The 20,816-nt window shown below is 54.0% G+C and carries 19 protein-coding genes; 10 read left to right on the top strand and 9 right to left on the bottom strand.

Annotation, left to right across the window (positions count from 1 at the left end):
- Positions 1-186: 186 nt before the first annotated feature.
- Together KGP16_RS10095 and KGP16_RS10090 are read left to right on the top strand one after the other, a co-directional pair.
- Complete coding sequence (locus KGP16_RS10095) at positions 187-846, top strand: DUF2057 family protein (protein ID WP_021804870.1); 660 nt, start codon at positions 187-189, stop codon at positions 844-846.
- Positions 847-973: 127 nt separating this feature from the next.
- Positions 974-1,432: a methylglyoxal synthase gene (locus KGP16_RS10090; protein WP_021804871.1), complete on the top strand. Its 459-nt coding sequence runs from the start codon at positions 974-976 to the stop codon at positions 1,430-1,432.
- Positions 1,433-1,465: 33 nt separating this feature from the next.
- Here the strand turns inward: KGP16_RS10090 and helD are convergent, their stop codons facing one another.
- A complete protein-coding gene (gene helD, locus KGP16_RS10085) occupies positions 1,466-3,520 on the bottom strand; it encodes a DNA helicase IV (RefSeq protein ID WP_223501263.1) in 2,055 nt (684 codons plus the stop codon).
- Positions 3,521-3,675: 155 nt separating this feature from the next.
- On the opposite strand from helD, the gene KGP16_RS10080 reads away from it, so the two are divergent.
- Entirely contained in the window at positions 3,676-4,119 is a 444-nt protein-coding gene (locus tag KGP16_RS10080; RefSeq protein ID WP_223501262.1) for a YccF domain-containing protein, read from the top strand.
- A gap of 34 nt (positions 4,120-4,153) precedes the next feature.
- Positions 4,154-6,289 (top strand): YccS family putative transporter, encoded by a 2,136-nt coding sequence (gene yccS / locus KGP16_RS10075; protein WP_021804874.1) that lies wholly within the window; start codon positions 4,154-4,156, stop codon positions 6,287-6,289.
- Between the two features lie 4 nt (positions 6,290-6,293).
- On the opposite strand, the gene KGP16_RS10070 is transcribed toward yccS, so the two are convergent.
- Positions 6,294-6,950, bottom strand: a complete 657-nt coding sequence (locus KGP16_RS10070) for a TfoX/Sxy family DNA transformation protein (protein WP_115159660.1) — start codon at positions 6,948-6,950, stop codon at positions 6,294-6,296.
- 277 nt (positions 6,951-7,227) lie between these two features.
- Here KGP16_RS10070 and sulA point away from each other — a divergent pair, with 277 nt between their 5' ends.
- Together sulA and ompA are read left to right on the top strand one after the other, a co-directional pair.
- The gene (sulA, locus tag KGP16_RS10065) at positions 7,228-7,689 is read left to right on the top strand and encodes an SOS-induced cell division inhibitor SulA (RefSeq protein WP_235050763.1); all 462 of its coding nucleotides are present in this window, start codon (positions 7,228-7,230) and stop codon (positions 7,687-7,689) included.
- Between the two features lie 359 nt (positions 7,690-8,048).
- Positions 8,049-9,131, top strand: a complete 1,083-nt coding sequence (gene ompA / locus KGP16_RS10060) for a porin OmpA (RefSeq protein ID WP_021182055.1) — start codon at positions 8,049-8,051, stop codon at positions 9,129-9,131.
- A 65-nt stretch (positions 9,132-9,196) separates the two neighbouring features.
- Here the strand turns inward: ompA and matP are convergent, their stop codons facing one another.
- Entirely contained in the window at positions 9,197-9,655 is a 459-nt protein-coding gene (matP, locus tag KGP16_RS10055) for a macrodomain Ter protein MatP (RefSeq protein WP_037375184.1), read from the bottom strand.
- 208 nt (positions 9,656-9,863) lie between these two features.
- Between matP and KGP16_RS10050 the strand changes: the two genes are divergently transcribed.
- The 4 genes from KGP16_RS10050 to fabF all read left to right on the top strand — a co-directional run bounded on the left by KGP16_RS10050 (position 9,864) and on the right by fabF (position 14,112).
- Positions 9,864-11,612, top strand: coding sequence for a Lon protease family protein (locus KGP16_RS10050; protein ID WP_223501260.1), 1,749 nt, complete (start codon positions 9,864-9,866; stop codon positions 11,610-11,612).
- A gap of 68 nt (positions 11,613-11,680) precedes the next feature.
- Complete coding sequence (fabA, locus tag KGP16_RS10045; protein ID WP_037374999.1) at positions 11,681-12,199, top strand: bifunctional 3-hydroxydecanoyl-ACP dehydratase/trans-2-decenoyl-ACP isomerase; 519 nt, start codon at positions 11,681-11,683, stop codon at positions 12,197-12,199.
- A gap of 117 nt (positions 12,200-12,316) precedes the next feature.
- Entirely contained in the window at positions 12,317-12,841 is a 525-nt protein-coding gene (locus KGP16_RS10040) for a helix-turn-helix domain-containing protein (RefSeq protein ID WP_021804879.1), read from the top strand.
- Positions 12,838-14,112 (top strand): beta-ketoacyl-ACP synthase II, encoded by a 1,275-nt coding sequence (gene fabF / locus KGP16_RS10035; RefSeq protein ID WP_094982367.1) that lies wholly within the window; start codon positions 12,838-12,840, stop codon positions 14,110-14,112. Before KGP16_RS10040 ends, fabF begins: the two co-directional genes overlap by 4 nt.
- Before the next feature lie 120 nt (positions 14,113-14,232).
- Here fabF and tnpA read toward each other — a convergent pair whose 3' ends face one another.
- The 6 genes from tnpA to KGP16_RS10005 form a co-directional block, all read right to left on the bottom strand.
- On the bottom strand, positions 14,233-14,691 hold the full coding sequence (gene tnpA, locus KGP16_RS10030; RefSeq protein ID WP_032908551.1) for an IS200/IS605-like element IS1541C family transposase: 459 nt from the start codon (positions 14,689-14,691) through the stop codon (positions 14,233-14,235).
- 201 nt (positions 14,692-14,892) lie between these two features.
- Positions 14,893-15,060 (bottom strand): ribosome modulation factor, encoded by a 168-nt coding sequence (gene rmf / locus KGP16_RS10025; RefSeq protein ID WP_071680718.1) that lies wholly within the window; start codon positions 15,058-15,060, stop codon positions 14,893-14,895.
- 269 nt (positions 15,061-15,329) lie between these two features.
- Positions 15,330-15,887 (bottom strand): membrane integrity-associated transporter subunit PqiC, encoded by a 558-nt coding sequence (gene pqiC, locus KGP16_RS10020; protein WP_021804881.1) that lies wholly within the window; start codon positions 15,885-15,887, stop codon positions 15,330-15,332.
- Positions 15,884-17,530 carry an intermembrane transport protein PqiB gene (gene pqiB, locus KGP16_RS10015; RefSeq protein WP_059200412.1) on the bottom strand — a complete coding sequence of 549 codons (1,647 nt, stop codon included), beginning with the start codon at positions 17,528-17,530 and terminating at the stop codon, positions 15,884-15,886. The genes pqiC and pqiB overlap by 4 nt, the downstream gene beginning before the upstream one ends.
- Positions 17,517-18,791 carry a membrane integrity-associated transporter subunit PqiA gene (gene pqiA, locus KGP16_RS10010; RefSeq protein ID WP_223501514.1) on the bottom strand — a complete coding sequence of 425 codons (1,275 nt, stop codon included), beginning with the start codon at positions 18,789-18,791 and terminating at the stop codon, positions 17,517-17,519. The genes pqiB and pqiA overlap by 14 nt, the downstream gene beginning before the upstream one ends.
- A gap of 119 nt (positions 18,792-18,910) precedes the next feature.
- Positions 18,911-20,815 (bottom strand): ABC transporter ATP-binding protein, encoded by a 1,905-nt coding sequence (locus KGP16_RS10005; RefSeq protein ID WP_094982369.1) that lies wholly within the window; start codon positions 20,813-20,815, stop codon positions 18,911-18,913.
- Between the last annotated feature and the right edge of the window lies 1 nt (position 20,816).

The following is a 20,816-nucleotide window of genomic DNA, read 5'->3' as shown; positions in this document are numbered from 1 at the left end:
CCAACATCGGTTAAAATTTGTTATCAGTCTGCATCTATACTGCCCGCAGGCTGGTTTGAGCCAAATCATATTTCAAATATCATCAAAATGTGTGTAAATGTAAATTAAACGGCATTCTGAAAAGATTTGACATAACTAGTGGCGTATCCAACACTAGTCATACTGTTTCACGAAAAGGAAGTAACAATGAAATTTGGTCTGGTGGTTGCGGGGCTGCTTGGAATATCGCTAAGCGTTTCGGCCGCAGCTACGACCCTGAAGCTTTCCCCGGACATCGAGCTGATGGTGGTCGACGGCAAGCAAATGACGGGCTCGTTGTTAAAAGGAGCCGATAGTCTGGAATTAAATGACGGGCAGCATCAGCTGTTGTTCAAAGTCACCAAATCCGTACGTAAAGAACCACGGTCTCAGATGTTTTACACTTCATCCGCGCAGATTGTGGTGTTCAATAGTCAAAACGTCAGCGCCGTCACCATTGAGCTACCGCGTATCGAGAATGAGCAGGATGCCCAGCGGTTTGATAAAGCGCCGAATTATAAAATTCTAGGTAACCACGGCAAGCCGTTGGCAATCAAACACGATGTATTACCACTAACAACCCCACCCAATGGGAATGACCTGGAGAAGATCGTTGCCGATTATAACGCTCAAAATCGCCCGGCCTCCGTTCCGGCGTTAGCCCATCTGCGTGCCAGCGTGATCTCGGCGACACAGGGTAGCCCAGCGGTTATCCCCCTGAACGGCGACAACGTTGCCGAGGAAATGCTGCAATACTGGTTCCTGCGCGCCGATCCCGAGACGCAAAAACGGTTTATCGCCTGGGCCGGCCAATCTCGCAACCGTTAAATGCTGCCAACCACGCCTTTATGCCGTAAAGGCGTGGTTTGTTCGCAATTTCCCGCGTTAGCACTAGGCAGTGAAATACAGTTTCAGTAATCTGTGGCGAATCATTCGATTTTCCAAGGACAGCGACATGGAACAAACCACCCGCACCATCGCAGCACGCAAGCATATTGCGCTCGTTGCTCACGACCATCGCAAGCAGGCCCTGCTGAAATGGGTTGAAGACAATAAGGAAGTACTTGCCCAGCATCAGCTGTATGCCACGGGCACCACCGGCAATTTGATCCAGCGAGCCAGCGGTATCCCGGTGCAGAGCATGCTGAGTGGCCCGATGGGCGGCGATCAGCAAGTCGGTGCACTGATATCCGAAGGCAAGATCGATATGCTGATCTTCTTCTGGGATCCGCTAAACGCCGTCCCTCACGACCCCGATGTCAAAGCCTTGCTGCGCCTGGCCACGGTCTGGAACATCCCGGTGGCGACCAACCGCTCCACCGCCGATTTCCTGATCGACTCCTCGCTGTTCAAGAGCGAAGTAGTGATCGCCATTCCTGATTACGAAAAGTACCTCGCCGAACGCCTGAAATAATACCAAGGCCTGGTGTAGTGCCAGGCCTGTGGTTTACGGCTTTCTTTGCGACGGCACGCCAATCTCTTGCAACTGCTCGATAAATACCGACGGGCGTTCGCGATCTTGTAATAACCAAACCTGATGCCTGGCCCGCGTGAGGGCGACATAGAGCAAACGCCGCTCCTCCGCATCCGGGAAATCCTCAGGCTGAGGCAATAAAACCTCTTCAAGCACGGATTCACGGACCTCCGCCGGGAATCCATCCTTGCCTTCATACAGCCCGGCAATGATCACGTAGTCAGCCTGCTGGCCTTTGCTGGCATGAATGGTCATAAACTCGATATTCAACTTCGGCCAACGCGTTGCCGCCTTTTGCAACACCTCAGGCTTGAGATGGTGGTAGCGCGCCAGCACCAAGATCCGTTCTTGCGGCTTCGCATAGCCACTTAGCTTGTCCAGCAACGCTTCCAACTGCTCCTGCGGCAGGATAACCACCGACTTCTTGTTGCCCTTGGTCAGGCTATTAAGCGGTTTTTTCAACTGGTGCGGGTTCTGCTGTATAAAGCCGTTGGCCACCTCACCGATCCGATCGTTAAAGCGGTAGGTGGTATCCAGCGCACACTGCTCGCCTACGCCAAAGTTCTCGGCAAAGGCGGTGGTCAGCGACAGCTCTGCCCCGCTGAAACGGTAAATTGCCTGCCAATCATCGCCGACGGCAAACAGGCTGGTCTGCTTGTTTTGCTTACGCAATGCCGCCAGCAGTTGCGCACGCTGTGGTGAGATATCCTGGAACTCGTCCACCAGAATATGCTTCCACGGGCTGATAAAGCGCCCCTTTTCCAGCAGATTAACGGCTTGATGGATCAGCCCGGCAAAATCGACCGCTCCCTCATCCTTCAGCGCGGTTTTCCACGCTTTCAGCAACGGTGCCATCAGGCGAATGCGTTTGCTGAACAGGTCGCGGATCTCTTCATCGGCCTGCTCTATCATTTCGGCCTGGCTACCTCCGTGGGTGCGCATCAAGCCAAGCCAGCGCTCCAGGCGCCCACTCAAACGCTCTGCCAAACGCCGGTCATGCCAGAAATCGCCCTCAGGCAATTCCCACTCCAGCTCTTCCGTTAACCATTGCCGCCAGCCTTTGGCCTGTGCTTTCTTCTCGCTACACTGCTGTTGCCAGTGGGTAATTAGCAACGTCCTGCGCGCTTTACTGTCGCTTTCCAGCTTGCTGATCACCGGCGCTTTCCGGCTACCCTGCTGGATAATCTGTAGCGCCAGCGCATGGAACGTTTTCGCCTGGATCGCCACGCTGCCCAAACGTTCCTGGATGCGTTCGTTCATCTCTTCGGCGGCTTTGCGCCCAAATGCCAACAACAGGATCTGCTCAGGCTCGGCCTCTTGACGCAGTAGCAGCCACCCCGCCCGCGCCACCAGCACCGAGGTCTTGCCACTACCGGCTCCTGCGAGAACCAGCACGGCATCCTCGCCGTTCACCACGGCCCGGCTTTGCGATTCATTCAACGGTGACGTTTCAACGGTCTGGAAGAAATCCTGGTGGGTTTCCAGCATCCGGTCGCACCACCGCTGATTGCGTTGCATCACGCTGCGCATACCAGATTTGAGCCACTGCAGGCACAAGTGATAACTTTCACGGCAGTTTTCAAACTCTTCCAGCCGCGCCACTGGCATGGGCAATGCGCCAAACGACTGGCGGATCTGCTGCTGCAAGCTGCTCAATTCGGCACGCTTGAACCACTTGTCCTGTTGCTCAATTTGGCGGATATGATCGACCTGCTGTTGCAATACCTCGGCGCTCACTTCACTCATCTCGCTGCTCCACTGCTGCCAGGACTGCTGCAAGTAGTGGTAAAAGCGCTGGGTTTCCTGCCACTCGGTACCGTGCAGGCGCACAACCTTTTCATCCGGCAGTTCGAACTCAAGCTCCCCCCAGACGATCCCGCGTTTACAACGCACCTGAATCAACTGGTTGAAAGGGATCAGGTATTCATGCTTCTCACCGCTCACCTCAACCCCGGCATGCAACAACCGTACGCGGTTGTAGGGATGCTGTGCCAGGTGCTTGCCCAGCGATGTCGCTTTAAGTTCCATATGCCCACGCCATAATCATGTTCAGAGTTGCCGCCAGTTTACCCGCGTTAAGCAATGGCACTCTAGCGTTAAAAAAAGGGTAGAATAGTTTTTGCGTTATGCTGATGAATACTTCCCCCGTGCCGTTTGGCCATCATTAGAGCAGAATGACGACTATGCGTACTGTATTGAACGTTCTTAATTTCGTATTGGGTGGTTTTTTCACCACGCTTGGCTGGCTGATTGCCACCTTCTTCAGCGTCGTGCTGATTTTCACCCTGCCATTGACCCGTTCCTGCTGGGAAATCACCAAAATCTCCTTGTTGCCATTTGGCAACGAAGCGATCCATGTCAATGAATTATACCCAGAGAAAAGCAATGCCCTGCTGGCTGCCGGCGGTTCTTTACTGAATATCGTCTGGCTGGTCCTGTTCGGCTGGTGTCTGTGCCTGTCACACATTATTGCCGGCATCGCCCAGTGCATCACCATTATCGGTATTCCGGTAGGCATCGCCAATTTCAAGATAGCCGCTATCGCCCTGTGGCCAGTCGGCCGCCGCGTCGTGCCGGTTGAGGTGGCCCAACAGGCGCGGATCGAGAACGCCCGCCGCCGCTTTTAATCGCGTTAACCTTTCTCCCATTTAGGAGCTTGTCGTGCTCTCTTTAGCACCCAAAATTCGGCGTTATACCTATAACAGCAACCTGCTTTATAACCTGCGTATTTTTATCGCGCTGGCTGGAGCCTCTGCGGTACCCTGGTGGTTGGGCGTCCCTAAACTGACCATTCCGTTAACGCTGGGTGTCGTTGCCGCCGCGCTAGCGGATCTGGACGACCGGCTGGCAGGAAGATTGCGAAATCTGCTCATTACACTAGTTTGCTTTTTTGTGGCCTCGACATCGATTGAACTGCTGTTTCCTTACCCCTGGCTGTTTGCCCTCGGGCTGACGACCTCAACCTGCGGCTTTATCCTGCTGGGGGCATTAGGGCAGCGTTACGCCACTATCGCCTTCGGTGCCTTGCTGATCGCCGTCTACACCATGCTTGGCACCTCCATGTACGACGCCTGGTACCAGCAACCGGTTCTGTTGATTATCGGTGCCATTTGGTACAACTTGCTGACGCTGATCGGCCATCTGCTATTTCCTATCAAGCCCCTGCAGGAAAACCTGGCCCGCTGCTATGAACAGTTGGCCAACTACCTGGATGCCAAGGCCAATCTGTTCGATCCAGATGCCGAATCGGACGCCGACCTGCCGTGGGTTGACGTGGCGATGGCCAACAGCACCTTGGTCAGCACGCTGAACCTGACCAAGGCTTCACTGCTGACCCGCTTGAAAGGCGACCGTGGCCAGCGCGGCACCCGCAGAACGCTGCACTACTATTTTGTCGCTCAGGATATCCATGAACGCGCCAGTTCTTCTCACGTACAGTATCAGGCGCTAAGCCAACAGTTCCGCCACAGCGATATTCTGTTCCGGTTTCAGCGTCTGTTGGCCAAGCAGGCCCGTGCCTGCCAGCAACTGGCGCAGTCGATACTGCTACGGCAGAAATATCTGCATAGCCCGCGTTTTGAGCCCGCTTTTTCACGCCTGGAAGAGGCGCTAACCCGGATTACCATTACCCCAGAAAATCGCGAACTGACCAGAGCGCTATCCCATCTGCTGAAGAATTTACGGGCAATTGACGCTCAGTTGGCCAATATCGAGTCTGAGCAGTCCTTGGCGAGTGGCCAGACCGAGGAAAACAACCTGTCAGACGACCGGCTCACCGGTTGGAGCGATATTCGCCTGCGTATCAGCCGCCACCTGACACCACAATCCGCCCTATTCCGCCACGCCATCCGTATGTCGGTGGTGTTGTGCGTGGGCTATGCGTTTATTCAACTGACCGGGATGCAGCACGGTTATTGGATCCTGCTGACCAGCCTGTTTGTCTGCCAGCCTAACTACAACGCCACACGCAGGCGCTTGGCGTTAAGGATCATCGGCACTCTGGCTGGCATTTTGATCGGGCTGCCGATCCTGTATTTTGTGCCCTCGCTGGAAGGGCAGTTGATCCTGATCGTGATCTCGGGGGTGTTGTTCTTCGCCTTCCGAACCGTGCAATATGCCCACGCCACGATGTTTATCACCCTGTTGGTCTTGCTATGCTTTAACCTGCTGGGCGAAGGGTTCGAAGTGGCTGCCCCGCGCGTCTACGATACCCTGCTGGGTTGTGCCATCGCCTGGGCAGCGGTGAGTTTTATCTGGCCAGACTGGAAGTTCCGTCAGTTACCGGCCATGGTGCGCAAGACACTGAATGCCGACTGCCGCTATCTGGATGCCATTCTGGTGCAGTACCATCAGGGCAAGGATAACGGCCTGCCTTATCGTATTGCCCGCCGCGATGCCCATAATAGCGATGCAGAATTGGCGTCGGTGATCTCTAACATGTCTGCTGACCCTAAAGCCGATAAAACCATTCAGGAAGCGGCATTCCGCCTGCTGTGCCTGAACCATACCTTGCTGAGCTATATTTCCGCCCTGGGCGCCCACCGTGAGCGCCTGGAAAGTGCCGCCGTGCTGGACTTGCTCAACGATGCGGTTTGCTATGTTGATGGTGCATTACACCACGACGCTCATGATCGTCAGCGTATCACGCAGGCACTGGAAGCCCTCTCCGAGCGTATTACTGCGCTGGTTCCGGAGCCGGAAAGCAAAGAACAGCTGGTGTTGCAGCAAATTGGCCTGGTGCTCGAATTGCTACCCGAGCTGACGGCACTCAATACACAAATTACTCAAGCCGGTTGATAGTTCAAGGATGTGGGCCGCAGGCGCGGTCTTCTGACCGCGCCTCAAAGGTGGGAAAGAGCGCGTTGTTTTCGAACCATTCGGTCAACGCCTCCCTTTGTAGATTAGGCAAGGCGGCATGGTGGTAGCCCGCCATGGCCCCCGCCAGTGACATCAGCACTTTCATGCCCAGATTTTTTTGCTGTTGCAGCAGCTTCAGATAGCTATCTCTGGCCCCCAACAGGCGAAAATCATAAATATTGCATATGCCTGCTCGCCACAGCTGGCGCTCTAATGAGGCATCAATATTCGGTAAATCTTTCAATCTGCCATTGCAGCGTTTTTTTACCTTTATCTCTTTACGCGTCTCACAGATAGCCTGCCAAGCAAGCGCACACAGTTCGCGACGCTGCCGCCACAACTCTTCATTCACCCAGTAATAGCGCATGACCATGGGGACCCCTCGCTTTAAATAGGTCATATTCACCATGCCACGCTCACGAAAAGCGGTTTCCAGACTTTCCGTTGCACGCAAATACAGCTCACCTTCGGTAATGACCGCAAACATTGTGCCGTCCGCCAGCAGGCCATAGCCGCCAAACTGCGAGCGTAGGGCAATATTTCCCAGGGCGGCAAAGCAGGACTTTGCCTGTTCGATCCTCCTTAACGATCCTCCATTCATTTAACTCTCCTTATATGAAGCCACAGCCATTAGGCATGTTTTGGTTGGAATAAACGTAACGGGAACAACTAATTAAAAAAAATACGCATTATCCCTAGTCGTGCCAATCATAAATTCAAGACGTACAATAAATAATCTCAATTATGCGAAGCGTTACGAAAATTTGGGTTGATCTTCTGTTTCGATGGCTATACTGTATATACATACAGTAACACTACGGGCGGGAGACGACATGCGTACTCAATCACTTTATCAACCTCATTTTAGCCAATCCCCAATGCCGGCAAAGCAAGCGGTGATCCCTGCGCAAGAGGGCAACGAAAATGGCCTAATCAGTGAGCTTGTTTACAATGAGCGGCAACCCGCCGTAGCTCAGTTATTGGTGCCTTTGTTGCAGCAGTTGGGCAAGCAATCACGCTGGTTACTGTGGTTGACCCCGCAGCAGAAACTGAGCAAAACCTGGCTGCAGCAGGCCAGCCTGCCGGTTGATAAGGTCGTACAGCTTAATCAGATCAATCCACTGGCTACCGTAGATGCCATGGAGAAGGCTTTACTGACAGGAAATTACAGTGTGGTGCTAGGCTGGTTACCAGAATTGACACAAGAGGATCGTCTAAGGCTGAGTCGAGCGGCAGAATTGGGCAATGCCTATGGGTTCATTATGCGACCCCAACGTGACATCGTTGCTGCCGACAGACACTGTTCAACCTTAAAAATTCACTCTTCTTTGTATCATTAAGTAAATTTAGGACTTTTCCCATCACTTTTATCGCTTGGTCTGGCAATCGCAGGCAGATCGGGCGAAAAGCGAGGTTGGCTGCGGTTCGGCGCCACCTTCCATGTTAAAAAAAGACTCGTTTAGCCCCCCGATATGTTAGAGGATATGTCTAATTCCATGTTTTTTTTTAGAGCTTTATCACATCACACTTGTAACTTTCGCGCCACGTTGTAGACTTTACATCGCCAAGGTTGCTCTATAACGCCAGAAAAACTGGCAGAGTAACAAACGAGGGCTCAAACCTTGGCGAAGGAATTTAAACCAAGGGCTTAAAGCAGCTTTAAAGCTCATTGCCTATTTGGATGATAACGAGGCGCAAAATGAAAAAGACAGCTATCGCATTAGCAGTGGCACTGGCAGGTTTCGCTACAGTAGCGCAAGCCGCACCAAAAGACGACACTTGGTACACTGGTGCCAAACTGGGTTGGTCCCAGTATCATGACACCGGTTTCTACGGTAACGGCTATGAGAATGGTATCGGCAACGGTCCTACTCATAAAAGCCAACTGGGTGCAGGCGCGTTCTTGGGTTACCAAGCGAACCAATACCTGGGCTTCGAAATGGGCTACGACTGGCTTGGCCGTATGCCTTACAAAGGCAGCGTGAACAACGGTGCTTTTAAAGCTCAAGGCGTTCAATTGGCAGCTAAACTGAGCTACCCAATCATGGACGATCTGGACATCTACACCCGTCTGGGTGGTATGGTTTGGCGTGCAGACTCGAACGCTCACTACGGTGCAACCGATCAGCGCCTGAGCAACCATGACACTGGCGTTTCTCCACTGGCAGCAGTGGGTGTTGAATACGCACTGACTCGTGACTGGGCTACCCGTCTGGACTACCAGTGGGTTAACAACATCGGTGACGCAGGTACCGTTGGTGCACGTCCAGACAACGGCATGCTGAGCGTAGGTGTTTCCTACCGCTTTGGCCAGGAAGTTGCTGCTCCAGTAGTAGCTCCAGCTCCAGCCCCAGCTCCAGTTGTTGAGACCAAGAAGTTCACTCTGACTTCTGACGTTCTGTTCGCGTTCAACAAAGCGACCCTGAAGCCAGAAGGCCAACAAGCTCTGGATCAGCTGTACACCCAACTGAGCTCACTGGATCCGAAAGACGGTTCTGTTGTCGTTCTGGGCTTCACTGATGCAGTAGGTTCAGCAGAATACAACCTGCGCCTGTCTGAGCAACGTGCACAAAGCGTTGTGGATTACCTCGTGTCTAAAGGTATCCCTTCAGACAAGATCTCTGCACGTGGCATGGGTAAAGCTAACCCAGTTACCGGTGACTCTTGTGGCTACCGTTCAGGCCGCGCAACTGCAGCTCAGATCGCATGTCTGGCTCCAGATCGTCGCGTAGAGATCGAAGTTAAAGGCATCAAAGAAGTTGTTTCTCAGCCTCAGGGCTAAGTAAGCGCTTCTTAGTAAAAAACCCCGCATTGCGGGGTTTTTTTTGGCCTTAACACTGGGTAATGCTATTTATCATCCTTACCCAGGATCGCCTGTAGATCCTGTTTCAGCGATGACATCTGGGTGGCATACTTCTCTTTGCGCTCGGCATCTTCGATCAGCTGTACGATGGTTTCCGATAGCGTCACGCCACGGCGATGCGCCAGCGCAGCCAAACGTTGCCAGACCAGAAACTCCAGATCGATCGATTTCTTGCGCGTATGCTGATGTTCTGAGTTAAAATGACGCTTACGCCGGGCGCGGATGGTTTGCTTCATCCGGTTATCCAGCGTCGGATTCATGTGCTCATCGATCCACGCCAGCACTTTGACCGGTTCATTTTCCAGCTTCAGCAGTTGGTCAATGACCTCCTGAGCAAGGCTGTTTTCAATGTAGCGGGTGATCGCTTCACCTTCCCGGTGCTTTTTCACCAGGTACTTCCATTTCCAACCGCTCTCCAGATTTTCCAGTTGCTGATATTTCATCATGAACTCTGCTGTGACCGTGTAACTTTAATAAGCATAACAGCTTTAGCCAATTTTTCCTCGGCAATTACCCGCCGTTTTTGACTGTTTTTTGCACTGTCATCGAGCAATGTCAAACTCCGATGCTCAACAATGACTCTGGAGGTATCAAGCTGGCGTTATTCTTGTATAATCGCGCTTTCCCTTTTTGACGATTGCATCTAACACTTTGACCAATAACCGACTTGAATGGCAATCTCTGTTGCCTGCTGCTACGCCTTATCAGGCGATTTTCGATTCCGCTGCTCAATTGGCACCCGTGGCCTTTTCTGCAATCCAGCCCCGTTTGGAGAATGCGCTGACGCTGTTTTTGCATCCGCTGTCTCTGCCACGTTTTATGCTGTTAAAAGCGCAGGAAACACGTGAGTATCTGGCGTTGATCGCCCGAGCGGCAGAAGAGTTGCAACCGCAGAATACCGTTAAAGGCAGTCACTACGTGATTGAAGGCGACACCGTCAGCATTAAGAGTGCCATGCGCGGCGATGAGCCTTTTGCCGCAGGCGGTGCTTGCGTATACCAGGAATGGGTTGAGCCAGAACAGTTATTTGGCTGCGTCAGAATGCATAATGGTGCGATCACCTTGCAGCCGGGCCTGGTCCATCAGGCTAACGGCGGCGTGCTGATCCTGTCGGCGCGTGCCCTATTGGCACAGCCGCTATTGTGGCTGCGTCTCAAGCAGATGATTACCCAGCGCCAGTTCCAGTGGCTGACGCCAGATGAAACCCGGCCACTGCCGATTTCCATCCCGCCGATGCCGTTGGAGTTACGCCTGATTGTGGTGGGCGATCGCCATGGCCTGGCTGATTTCCATGATATGGAGCCTGAAGTCTGCGGGCAGGCCGTCTACGGTGAATATGAAGACGATCTGCAGCTCACCGAGCCAGACGATATGGTGCAATGGTGTGGCTATATCAATAGCGTGGTCGCCGAGCAGCAATTACCACCGCTGGCAGCGGACGCCTGGCAGCCTCTGATGGTCCAGGCGGTGCGCCATACCGGTGACCAGGGTAATCTACCGCTATCACCACTGTGGGTCAGTCAGCAGCTTTCTGAGGCCGCTCTGTATGCCGAAGATGATCAGATCACCGCCAAAGCGTTAGAAGCGGCGCTGAATGCCCGCGAATGGCGTGAAAGCTATCTGTCAGAACGCATGCAGGACGAGATTGAGCTGGGCCAGATCATGATCGAAACCGAAGGTGAAGTGATTGGTCAGATTAACGGCCTGTCGGTGCTGGATTATCCAGGGCATCCACGCAGCTTTGGCGAACCTTCACGCATCAGCTGTGTGGTCCACCTGGGCGATGGCGAGTTCACCGATGTGGAGCGCAAGGCTGAGCTGGGCGGCAATCTGCACGCCAAAGGTATGATGATCATGCAGGCGTTCCTGATCTCCGAATTGGATCTCGATCAGCAGCTCCCCTTCTCCGCCTCGATCGTCTTTGAGCAATCCTACGGCGAAGTTGACGGGGACAGCGCCTCACTGGCCGAACTCTGCGCCCTGATCAGCGCATTGTCACAGCAGCCGATCACCCAGCAAATCGCCGTGACCGGTTCCGTTGACCAGTTTGGTAATGTGCAACCGATCGGTGGCGCAAACGAAAAAATCGAAGGTTTCTTCGAGGTTTGTCAACGCCGTGGCCTGACGGGCAAACAGGGGGTGATCCTGCCAGCCAGCAACGTACGGCACCTTTGCCTGCGCCCAGACGTCGTCGACGCGGTGCGTGAAGGGCAATTCCATCTGTGGGCGGTAGATAGCGTTGCAGAAGCCTTGCCGTTATTGACCGGCTATCCGTTCGCCGAGGAGCAGCAGCCTAGCTTGCTGGCCGCTATCCAGGAGCGAATTGCACAGGCCATGTTGCCAGAACGGCGTCCGTTGCCGTGGCCATTGCGCTGGCTTAACTGGTTCAGCCGTGGCTGATCGGACTTGTTCAGCGTACACGTGTAAGTTAAGCTGCGTCCTTCATCAAAAAAAGGTTTACTGAGAACATGGTAGATAAACGCGAATCCTATACGAAACAAGATCTCGAAGCATCGGGCCGTGGCGAACTGTTTGGCGCCGGTGGCCCACCGTTGCCATCAGGCAACATGTTAATGATGGACCGCGTGGTCAAGATGACCGAAGACGGTGGTAGCTACAATAAAGGCTACGTAGAAGCTGAGCTAGATATCAATCCGGATCTGTGGTTCTTCGATTGTCATTTTATTGGCGATCCGGTTATGCCAGGCTGTCTGGGTCTGGATGCCATGTGGCAGTTGGTAGGGTTCTACCTAGGCTGGATGGGCGGTGAAGGCAAAGGCCGTGCTCTGGGCGTCGGCGAAGTGAAATTCACCGGACAGGTGCTGCCAACCGCCAAAAAAGTCACCTACCGCATCAACTTCAAACGCGTGATCATCCGCAAGCTGATTATGGGCGTGGCTGATGGCGAAGTGCTGTGCGATGGCAAAGTGATCTATACCGCCAGCGATCTGAAAGTGGGCCTGTTCAAGGACGCTGCAGCGTTCTAACGCCTTACGGCGGCCTCTCTCGGTCGCCGTTTATTTCTCCCCTCCTTTGTTATTACTGTTCTGGCCGTTTTATCGCCACACAGTGACTACAATAAATGTATCCACCAAGAGGGCAGCATGAAAAAAACCAGTTTTGCAACGACCCCCTGCCCAATCGCCCGTTCGTTGGGGCGCGTGGGGGAATGGTGGAGCATCCTGATCCTGCGCGATGCCTTTCATGGCCTGAGCAAATTTGACGAGTTTCAGCAAAGCCTGGGGCTCTCCCCCACGCTGCTGACCCGCAGGCTTAAATTTCTGGTGGAAAGCGGCATTCTGTATAAGCAACGCTACCAGACTCGCCCGGTACGCTACCAATATCTGCTCACCGAGCGCGGCAAGGATTTCTTCCCGGTTTTGGTGACGTTGTTCCAGTGGGGCAATACTCATCTGACTGAAGGGGCACACAGCGCGGAACTGGTCGATCGGCGCAGCGGTCAACCAATACAGCCTCTATTAATCGATGCGCTAACCCAGCAGCCTATCGCCCTACAGCATATCACGTTGGCGGCAGGCCCTGCGGCCGGAGAGGCCATGTCACGCCGTGCTTCTCTGATGCAGCATCACTACACCTTACTTAATGAATCATCCAAGGAGTCACTATGAGCAGTCGTCGTATAGTTATCACCGGTATGGGGGCCGTCTCTCCTTTGGGTTGCGGCGTAGAGCCGATCTGGCAACGCCTGTTGGCTGGTCAGTCCGGGATCAGCCCGCTACCCGAAGAGATGGTGGCAGATTTGCAGGTCAAGATCGGCGGCCAGGTGCCCACGCTGGAGCAGGATGCCGCTGCCGGTTTTGATCCCGACCTGAGCGTGGCACCGAAAGACCAAAAGAAAATGGACCGCTTTATACTGCTGGCGATGGCCGCCGCTGACGAAGCCATTAAGCAGGCTGGCTGGAGCGCCGATAGTGAGGAGAAACAGGAACGGACGGCCACCGTGATCGCCTCTGGTATTGGTGGTTTCCCAGCTATCGCCCACGCGGTGCGCACCACAGATAGCCGCGGGCCGAAGCGCCTCTCTCCTTTCACCATTCCCTCCTTTTTGGTTAACCTGGCCGCGGGCCATGTCTCCATCAAGCATCAATTCAAAGGGCCGATTGGCGCACCGGTCACCGCCTGTGCGGCAGGCGTGCAGGCCATTGGCGATGCAGTGCGGATGATCCGCAACGATGAAGCCGATATCGCCTTATGCGGCGGAACGGAAGCCGCTATCGATACCGTCAGCCTGGGGGGCTTTGCCGCTGCCCGAGCCATGTCAACCACGCCAGCGGATGCCGCTAGCAAAGCGTCACGCCCGTTTGACAGCGCCCGCGACGGCTTTGTGATGGGTGAAGGTGCCGGGATGTTGGTGATCGAGACGTTGGAACATGCGTTGGCACGTGGTGCCAAGCCGTTAGCAGAGATTGTCGGTTACGGCACCAGTGCGGATGCCTACCATATGACCTCCGGGGCCGAAGATGGCGACGGCGCCTATCGGGCGATGAAGATTGCGCTGAAACAGGCTGGTGTCACGCCCGATCAGGTTCAGCATCTGAATGCGCACGCCACCTCAACCCCGGTTGGCGATCTGGGTGAAATCAACGCCATCAAACACCTGTTCGGCACCGATGGGCATATCGCCATCACCTCCACCAAATCGGCCACTGGCCATCTGCTGGGAGCCGCAGGCGGACTGGAAACCATTTTCACCGCGCTGGCACTGCGCGATCAAATCGCTCCGGCCACCCTGAATCTGGATAATCCAGACCCTGCCGCCGCCGGTCTGCATCTGGTGGCCAATAAGGCGGAACCGATGGCAATGACCTATGCCCTGTCGAACGGATTTGGTTTTGGGGGAGTCAACGCGAGTATTTTGCTGAAACGCTGGCAGGAATAATTTTACGCTTAAAATAAATATCCTCCGGCATAGCCGGAGGTTTTTCATATGCGCCTATAAGGCTCTCTTGCCAGCCGCGCCCTAACAGGCGCATTGCGATCTGACATTTGCATTTATGGGTTACTTACGGCCCGTAAACGGGCTACCTGGATACGGGATCGACAACTGCTCACCCATCTTATCCTCTTCCAACTGGTGCTTTATGTATTCTTGTATCCTGGCTGTGTTTTTCCCCACCGTATCAACGTAATACCCTCGGCACCAGAACTCCCTGTTACGGTATTTGAACTTCAAATCGCCAAACTGCTCATAAAGCATCAGGCTGCTCTTTCCCTTCAAGTATCCCATAAAGCCCGATACACTCATTTTGGGCGGGATTTCCAGAAGCATATGGATGTGATCCACACAGCATTCTGCTTCCAGAATATTCACGTTTTTCCATTCGCACAGCTTTCTTAAGATACTCCCTATCGCTTTGCGCTTTTCCCCGTAGAACACCTTTCTTCGGTACTTCGGCGCAAAAACTATGTGATATTTACAGTTCCATCGCGTGTGCGCTAAGCTCTTTTCGTCCCCCATAGGGACCCCCTTTTGATTTCTTGTTGAACGTTTGCAGTTGCCAGACCGCAAACTGTTTTAACAAATCAAAAGGGGTTTTTATAACTGGCTCAAAGCTGAAAGCTTTACGGAACCTCCAGCCTAGCTGGAGGTTTTCTGTGTACAACGAAAACCTCCGCTTGTTTGGCGGAGGTCGTTCCTTAATTCATGACAGAGAGCCGCTTAAGCGGTCACAGCCCTGTCCTCCATGGCTTTTCGCCACCCTCCCAGCCAGTTAGCCCGGGCATCTAAAGATTGGTAGGGACAAAGTTCCCTCGAACGCCCTGCAATACCTGCTTGGTAACCGCGTGATTCAGCCCGCTCCAGACGATCTCTTTTCTGTCTCTTCATGCCTCGTTTCCCTCGTTGTTACTCTGTGGAAAGAAAACAATGGCCGCACGAAATACAGCCACATTTAAGGAATAGCCCTAAATGGCGAGAAGATCAACGTTCAAATTTCATACCGTTGTCATATTTGTGAGCTATGCACGGCGCATAAGCTAAGTGGCTGATATTGCTGGTCTGGATTTAATTTCATGATAATAAAAGAAAAAAATCCCGGCAAGGCTTTTACTTTGCCTTACCGGGATGGCTTTAGAACGAATTATTACAAGCTATGATTAAAGGCGAGCTGCCTGTGCGGCAATCTCCTGCGCTTCCTGCAACCAACCCTGGGCCAAGGTGCGGACCAAAGCGTCATAGCCATCTTCACTCTGTTTCAATTCCAGGTTGAATGGCCGTTTGATCAGCCTGCCCTGATGGCTCAACACCCATTCACCACGGACGATCGCTTTACCGTCGTAGCGGCCATGGAAGCCGCTGATGGTGACGTTAAGCACATCCTGATCGCTGCTCATCGGCTGTGATGACACCACCCAACCCGGCAAAGCGCTGCCCAGGTTGGTCACCAATGTCTGTTGCAGTTGCTGATCCAACGGGCTGGCCCACAGGTTGTTTTGCCCAATCACAAACTGCACGTCGTTGGTCTGGTAGACCACCCCACTCTGCGCCAGGAAATCCGCCACGCTGACGTGCTCCAACCACAGCTGGCGTGACGCCTGGGTGCCACTCACCTGAGTCGGGGTTCCCAACGCCGGTAACTGATAGTAAGTCTTGTTGGGCGTACTGCTACAGGCGCTCAGCAACAGCGCCAGAACTACCGGGATCCATTTTTTCATTTTTTGGCCTTCTTCGGCTGAGGGTCATTACTGCCCGCGGCTTCAAATACCAGGGCGTTGCTCTTATCGTTCAGGGTACGCAGCACCGGTTGCAGCTCACGCAGCACCTGATCGAGACGTTGCATATCGCCAACCATTTTGTTGTAGGCTGGTGAGCCTGGCTGGAACCCCTTCATGCTGCGATTGAGTTCTTGCAGGGTTTTCTGCATATCTTCAGGCAATGCCTTCATCTCTTTACTGCTGATGATGTCATTGAGCGACTGCAGGGTTTTCTGCGTTTCTTTCATGGTCTTCTGGCTTTCGGCCAGCGTTTTGGTCGCTTCGTTGATCATTGGATTGATCGGCATCGAATTGATCTTGTCCAGCGTCTGCATCAACTTCTGCTGGATCTGCGCCAGGCCACCGCTGGTGGTTGGCAACAGCGGATAGCCGAACAACTCACGCGGCCCCTTCCACGCTTTCTCCTGTGGATAGAAGTCCAGATCGATATACAACGCGCCAGTCAGCAAGTTGGCTGACTTCAGCGCGGCACGCAGGCCACGCGACTCTGCATCTTTCAAATGCTGCGCGATATCGAAGTTCTTGCCCAACTGTTGATTAAAGCGCTCAGGCTCAATACGGATCAGCACCGGAATACGGTAGTCGTTATCCAACCGCTGGCGCATACCCTCTTTGTAGAATGGCACTTGCCCCACGGTACCCAAGCGAATACCCCGGAACTCAACCGGAGCCCCCGGTTGCAGCCCACGGATTGATTCGGAGAAGAACACCAGATAATCGGTATGCTCGGTATACAGCGAATCCTGAATATTGCGCTGGCTATCGAACAGAGCAAACTCGGCCTTTTCTTTCACCGCTGGGCCACGCTCCCAACCTTCTGGCACGTCAAAGCTGACGCCACCGCTAAACAGCGTCGCCAAGGATCCCATTTCCACACGCATGCCTTGTGCGGACATATCGAAGGCAACGCCGCTGTCTTTCCAGAACCGGACGTTGGTAGTGATCAACTGATCGTAAGGCGCGGTAATAAACAGCTGATAGCGCATGGAGCGCAGCTTGGGATCGAAATAGCTGGTTTCCACCGAGCCAACGCGGTAGCCACGGAACAGTACCGGATCGCCAGCGTTCAACTGGCCGGATTTGTCACTGTCCAGTATCACGCGCAACCCTTTGGCATCGGGAGAGGCCAGCGGCGGAGCATCCAGCAGCTGATAATCCGCTTTTCCAACCTTGCCCTTGTTGCCCGGTTGCAATTCAATGTAGGCACCGGAGAACAAGGTCCCCAGCCCGGAGACGCCTTCACGGCCAATCTGCGGTTTCACCACCCAGAAGGCCGAATCGTCACGCAGTAGCTTTTCCATGCCGGAGTTCAGGCGAGCCTGCACCAGCACTTTACTCAAATCTTCGCTCAGGGTGACGCTTTCCACCGTACCGACATCCACACTGCGGCTTTTGATCTTGGTTTTTCCCGCTTCCAAACCTTCGGCGGAGGTCGTGACCAACGTCACTTGCGGCCCTTGATGGCTGAAGTGATAAAACAGGATCCACGCACCGATCAACGCGGTGACAATGGGAATGATCCACACCGGCGACCAGCGCTTGATCTTCTCAACATCCGCGACGCCATGATTACTTTCCGTCACCTTGCGGCTCCTTTTTTATTGTTTCATTTGCGCGATCCCAGGTTAAACGGGGATCAAACGCCATAGCAGCAAACATGGTGAGAATGACCACCATGGCGAACAGTAGCGCCCCAATGTCTGGATAAATACTCATCAACTGTCCCATACGTACCAACGCCGAAAGCACGGCGATCACAAACACGTCGATCATTGACCAACGGCCAACAAACTCCACCACTTCATAAATCAGATGCATACGCTCGCTATCGGCATTGGCCTTGCCTTTGCCATTGGCATCCAGGCATAGCCAGCCAATCGCCAACATCTTGAGCGAGGGCACCATAATACTGGCAATGAAAATCACCATCGCCACCGGATAGGACCCTTCTCCCCATAGCAGCACCACCCCGGCCATGACCGTTGATGGCATTTTATTGCCCAACGCCTCGGTGATCATAATCGGCATCAGCATCGCCGGAATATACAATATGATCGAGGTGACCAATAACGCCATCGTCCATTGCAGGCTGTGGCGGCGGCGTACATAGCCCACCGTGTGACAACGCGGGCATTTGGACTGCTGGGCGGGCAGGATGGCCGTACAGCAGGAGCAGGAACGAACTCCCTGACGCAGACCGGTACGCCCAACCTGCAACGGGCGATCAATCAACGGGGCGGGTTCAATATCCTGCCACAGCCAGCGGCGATCGACGCATTGGAAGGCTCGCACCTGCAGCAGGCAAAACAGACAGTAAGGGACGAAACTGGAACCAATGCCGATATCACCATAAGCCATCAGTTTGACAAAGCTAACCAGCACGCCAGCCAGGAAGATCTCGACCATACACCAGGTCTTCAACTGGAACAGCACTTTGGCCATCCAGATCTTCCATTGTCGTGGTAGCCGCACCCTGGCACACAGCAGAATAATCGCCAACATGCAAAACGCCGGGATCAGTTGCACAAACACCATAAACAGGGTGGCCATGCTGGCATAGTCTTCTGCCACCATCACCTGAGGAATTTGGATCAGTTTGATTTCATTGCCCAGACCGGCAACGCGCATATTGATAAACGGGAAGATATTGGCTAACACCAGCATGAATAACGCGCTGAGGGCAAAACCAATCGGTTGTTTCCGCGGTTCTGCCCAGCGGGCGCTGAGTGTCGTTTTACAACGGGGACAAACGGCCTTGGAGCCTGATTGCAAAGGCGGCAACGCCACCAGCATATCGCATTGTGGGCACAGTATCAGGTTATCCTGTTGAGGCTCGCCATGCATCGCATGACTCTGCTGCTTATGACTTTCGTGGGAACACACCATTATCCTCCTTAACCGTGTCGCTCATCGGTACAGCCTGGGTTGCCCACAGCAGCAGCGTGCGGGCAACCCGTTTCCGATCAGCCGTTTTTCATTGCTTCCAGCTCTTCCCAACGGGCAAAGGCTTGTTCCAGTGCCTGCTCCGCAGTGGCAAGATCGGCCAGCACCTGCTGGGTTTCGCTGTGCGGGCGTGAGAAGAATCCCGCATCACTCACCTGTGCCTGCAAGGCTTCAATCTCCGTTTCCAGCTGTTCAAGGCGCTGCGGCAACTGCTCCAGTTCGCGCAGCAGGTTATAACTCAGTTTGGCTGCTGATTTCTTGGGCTGCTCGGTTTTTTTCTCCACCGTAGCCTTGGTTTGGCTGGTGGCTACCGTGCGGATCGGCTTGGCGGTGGCACGCTGATGGTGTGCATCGTAGTAGCCCCCGACGTAAGTGTCGATCACGCCATTGCCTTCGAAAATCCAGCACTCGGTCACGGAGTTATCAACAAACTGACGATCGTGGCTCACCAGCAATACGGTGCCCTGGTAGCTATCGATCATCTCTTCCAACAGTTCCAGCGTTTCGACGTCCAGATCGTTGGTTGGTTCATCGAGGATCAGTAAATTACTCGGCTTAAGGAATAATTTTGCCAGCAGTAGGCGGTTACGCTCCCCGCCCGACAACGCTTTGACCGGCGTCATTGCCCGTTTAGGGTGGAACAGGAAGTCCTGCAGATAGCCCAGCACATGGCGCGAACGACCATTGACCATCACTTCCTGCTTACCTTCCGCCAGGTTATCCATTACGGTACGTTCTGGATCCAGCTCGGCGCGGTGCTGGTCAAAGTAAGCCACTTCCAGCTTGGTGCCACAGTGCACTCGCCCGCTGTCGGCTTTCAGTTGACCGAGCATCAATTTCAGCAAGGTGGTTTTACCACAGCCGTTTGGCCCCACCAATGCGATTTTGTCACCGCGCTGCACCTGAGCACTGAAGCCCCGGACCAGCACTTTGTCGGCGACCTGATAATTGACGTCTTCCATTTCGAACACAATCTTGCCCGAACGCACGGCCTCTTCCACCTGCATCTTGGCGGTGCCCATCACTTCACGACGTTGTGAACGCTCGTTACGTAACGCTTTCAGAGCGCGCACCCGGCCTTCGTTACGCGTGCGGCGTGCCTTGATGCCCTGGCGGATCCAAACTTCTTCCTGCGCCAGTTTGCGGTCAAATTCTGCGTTCTGCAGCTCTTCCACCCGCAGCGCTTCTTCTTTGCTTTCCAGGTACAGCTCGTAGTTGCCCGGCCATGACACCAGCTTGCCGCGATCGAGATCGACAATGCGCGTGGCCATATTGCGGATAAACGAACGGTCGTGCGAGATGAAGACGATGCTGCCCTGAAACTCTTTCAGGAACCCTTCCAGCCAGTCGATGGTGGTGATATCCAGGTGGTTGGTAGGTTCATCAAGCAGCAACACGCGCGGTGAACTGACCAACGCCCGGCCCAGTGCCGCTTTGCGCAGCCAACCACCGGACAGGGAGGACAGCTCCGCATCGCCGTTCAGCCCCAGTTGCAACAGGACTTCACTGATACGGCTGTCTAGCTGCCATAAGCCCTGATGATCGAGGATCTCCATAACCTGCGCCATACGCGTCAGGTTCTTTTCGCTCGGATCCAGCTCCACCTGATGTGAGATAGCATGATACGCCTTCAGGTGTTCCGCTTGCTCGGCCACGCCTTCGGCCACAAAGTCGAACACCGTGCCGCCGATATTGCGCGGAGGATCCTGCTGCAAACGCGCCACAATCAGATCCTGCTCGTAAATGATGCGCCCATCGTCCAAGGGGATCTCTTTACCCAGGATCTTCAGCAGGGTCGATTTACCGGCCCCGTTGCGCCCAACCAGGCAGACGCGTTCATTGTCTTCAATATGAATTTCGGTGTTGTCTAACAAAGGTGCATCGCTGAAAGAGAGCCAGGCACCGGACATGCTGATTAACGACATA

This window comes from Serratia sp. JSRIV006, from assembly GCF_019968685.1.
In the GTDB taxonomy this organism is placed as follows: Bacteria; Pseudomonadota; Gammaproteobacteria; order Enterobacterales; family Enterobacteriaceae; genus Chania; species Chania fonticola_B.
This window is presented reverse-complemented; position numbering and strand designations above follow the sequence as displayed.

Bases quoted from the DNA above. Each gene is read 5' to 3' on its own strand.
- KGP16_RS10090 (WP_021804871.1), top strand. From the start codon at position 974: ATGGAACAAACCACCCGCACCATCGCAGCACGCAAGCATATTGCGCTC.
- sulA (WP_235050763.1), top strand. From the start codon at position 7,228: ATGCCGGCAAAGCAAGCGGTGATCCCTGCGCAAGAGGGCAACGAAAAT.
- matP (WP_037375184.1), bottom strand. From the start codon at position 9,655: ATGAAATATCAGCAACTGGAAAATCTGGAGAGCGGTTGGAAATGGAAG.
- KGP16_RS10005 (WP_094982369.1), bottom strand. From the start codon at position 20,815: ATGTCGTTAATCAGCATGTCCGGTGCCTGGCTCTCTTTCAGCGATGCA.
- KGP16_RS10040 (WP_021804879.1), top strand. From the start codon at position 12,317: ATGAAAAAAACCAGTTTTGCAACGACCCCCTGCCCAATCGCCCGTTCG.
- KGP16_RS10095 (WP_021804870.1), top strand. From the start codon at position 187: ATGAAATTTGGTCTGGTGGTTGCGGGGCTGCTTGGAATATCGCTAAGC.
- fabA (WP_037374999.1), top strand. From the start codon at position 11,681: ATGGTAGATAAACGCGAATCCTATACGAAACAAGATCTCGAAGCATCG.
- KGP16_RS10080 (WP_223501262.1), top strand. From the start codon at position 3,676: ATGCGTACTGTATTGAACGTTCTTAATTTCGTATTGGGTGGTTTTTTC.
- pqiA (WP_223501514.1), bottom strand. From the start codon at position 18,791: ATGCATGGCGAGCCTCAACAGGATAACCTGATACTGTGCCCACAATGC.
- fabF (WP_094982367.1), top strand. From the start codon at position 12,838: ATGAGCAGTCGTCGTATAGTTATCACCGGTATGGGGGCCGTCTCTCCT.
- KGP16_RS10070 (WP_115159660.1), bottom strand. From the start codon at position 6,950: ATGAATGGAGGATCGTTAAGGAGGATCGAACAGGCAAAGTCCTGCTTT.
- ompA (WP_021182055.1), top strand. From the start codon at position 8,049: ATGAAAAAGACAGCTATCGCATTAGCAGTGGCACTGGCAGGTTTCGCT.
- rmf (WP_071680718.1), bottom strand. From the start codon at position 15,060: ATGAAGAGACAGAAAAGAGATCGTCTGGAGCGGGCTGAATCACGCGGT.
- tnpA (WP_032908551.1), bottom strand. From the start codon at position 14,691: ATGGGGGACGAAAAGAGCTTAGCGCACACGCGATGGAACTGTAAATAT.
- helD (WP_223501263.1), bottom strand. From the start codon at position 3,520: ATGGAACTTAAAGCGACATCGCTGGGCAAGCACCTGGCACAGCATCCC.
- pqiC (WP_021804881.1), bottom strand. From the start codon at position 15,887: ATGAAAAAATGGATCCCGGTAGTTCTGGCGCTGTTGCTGAGCGCCTGT.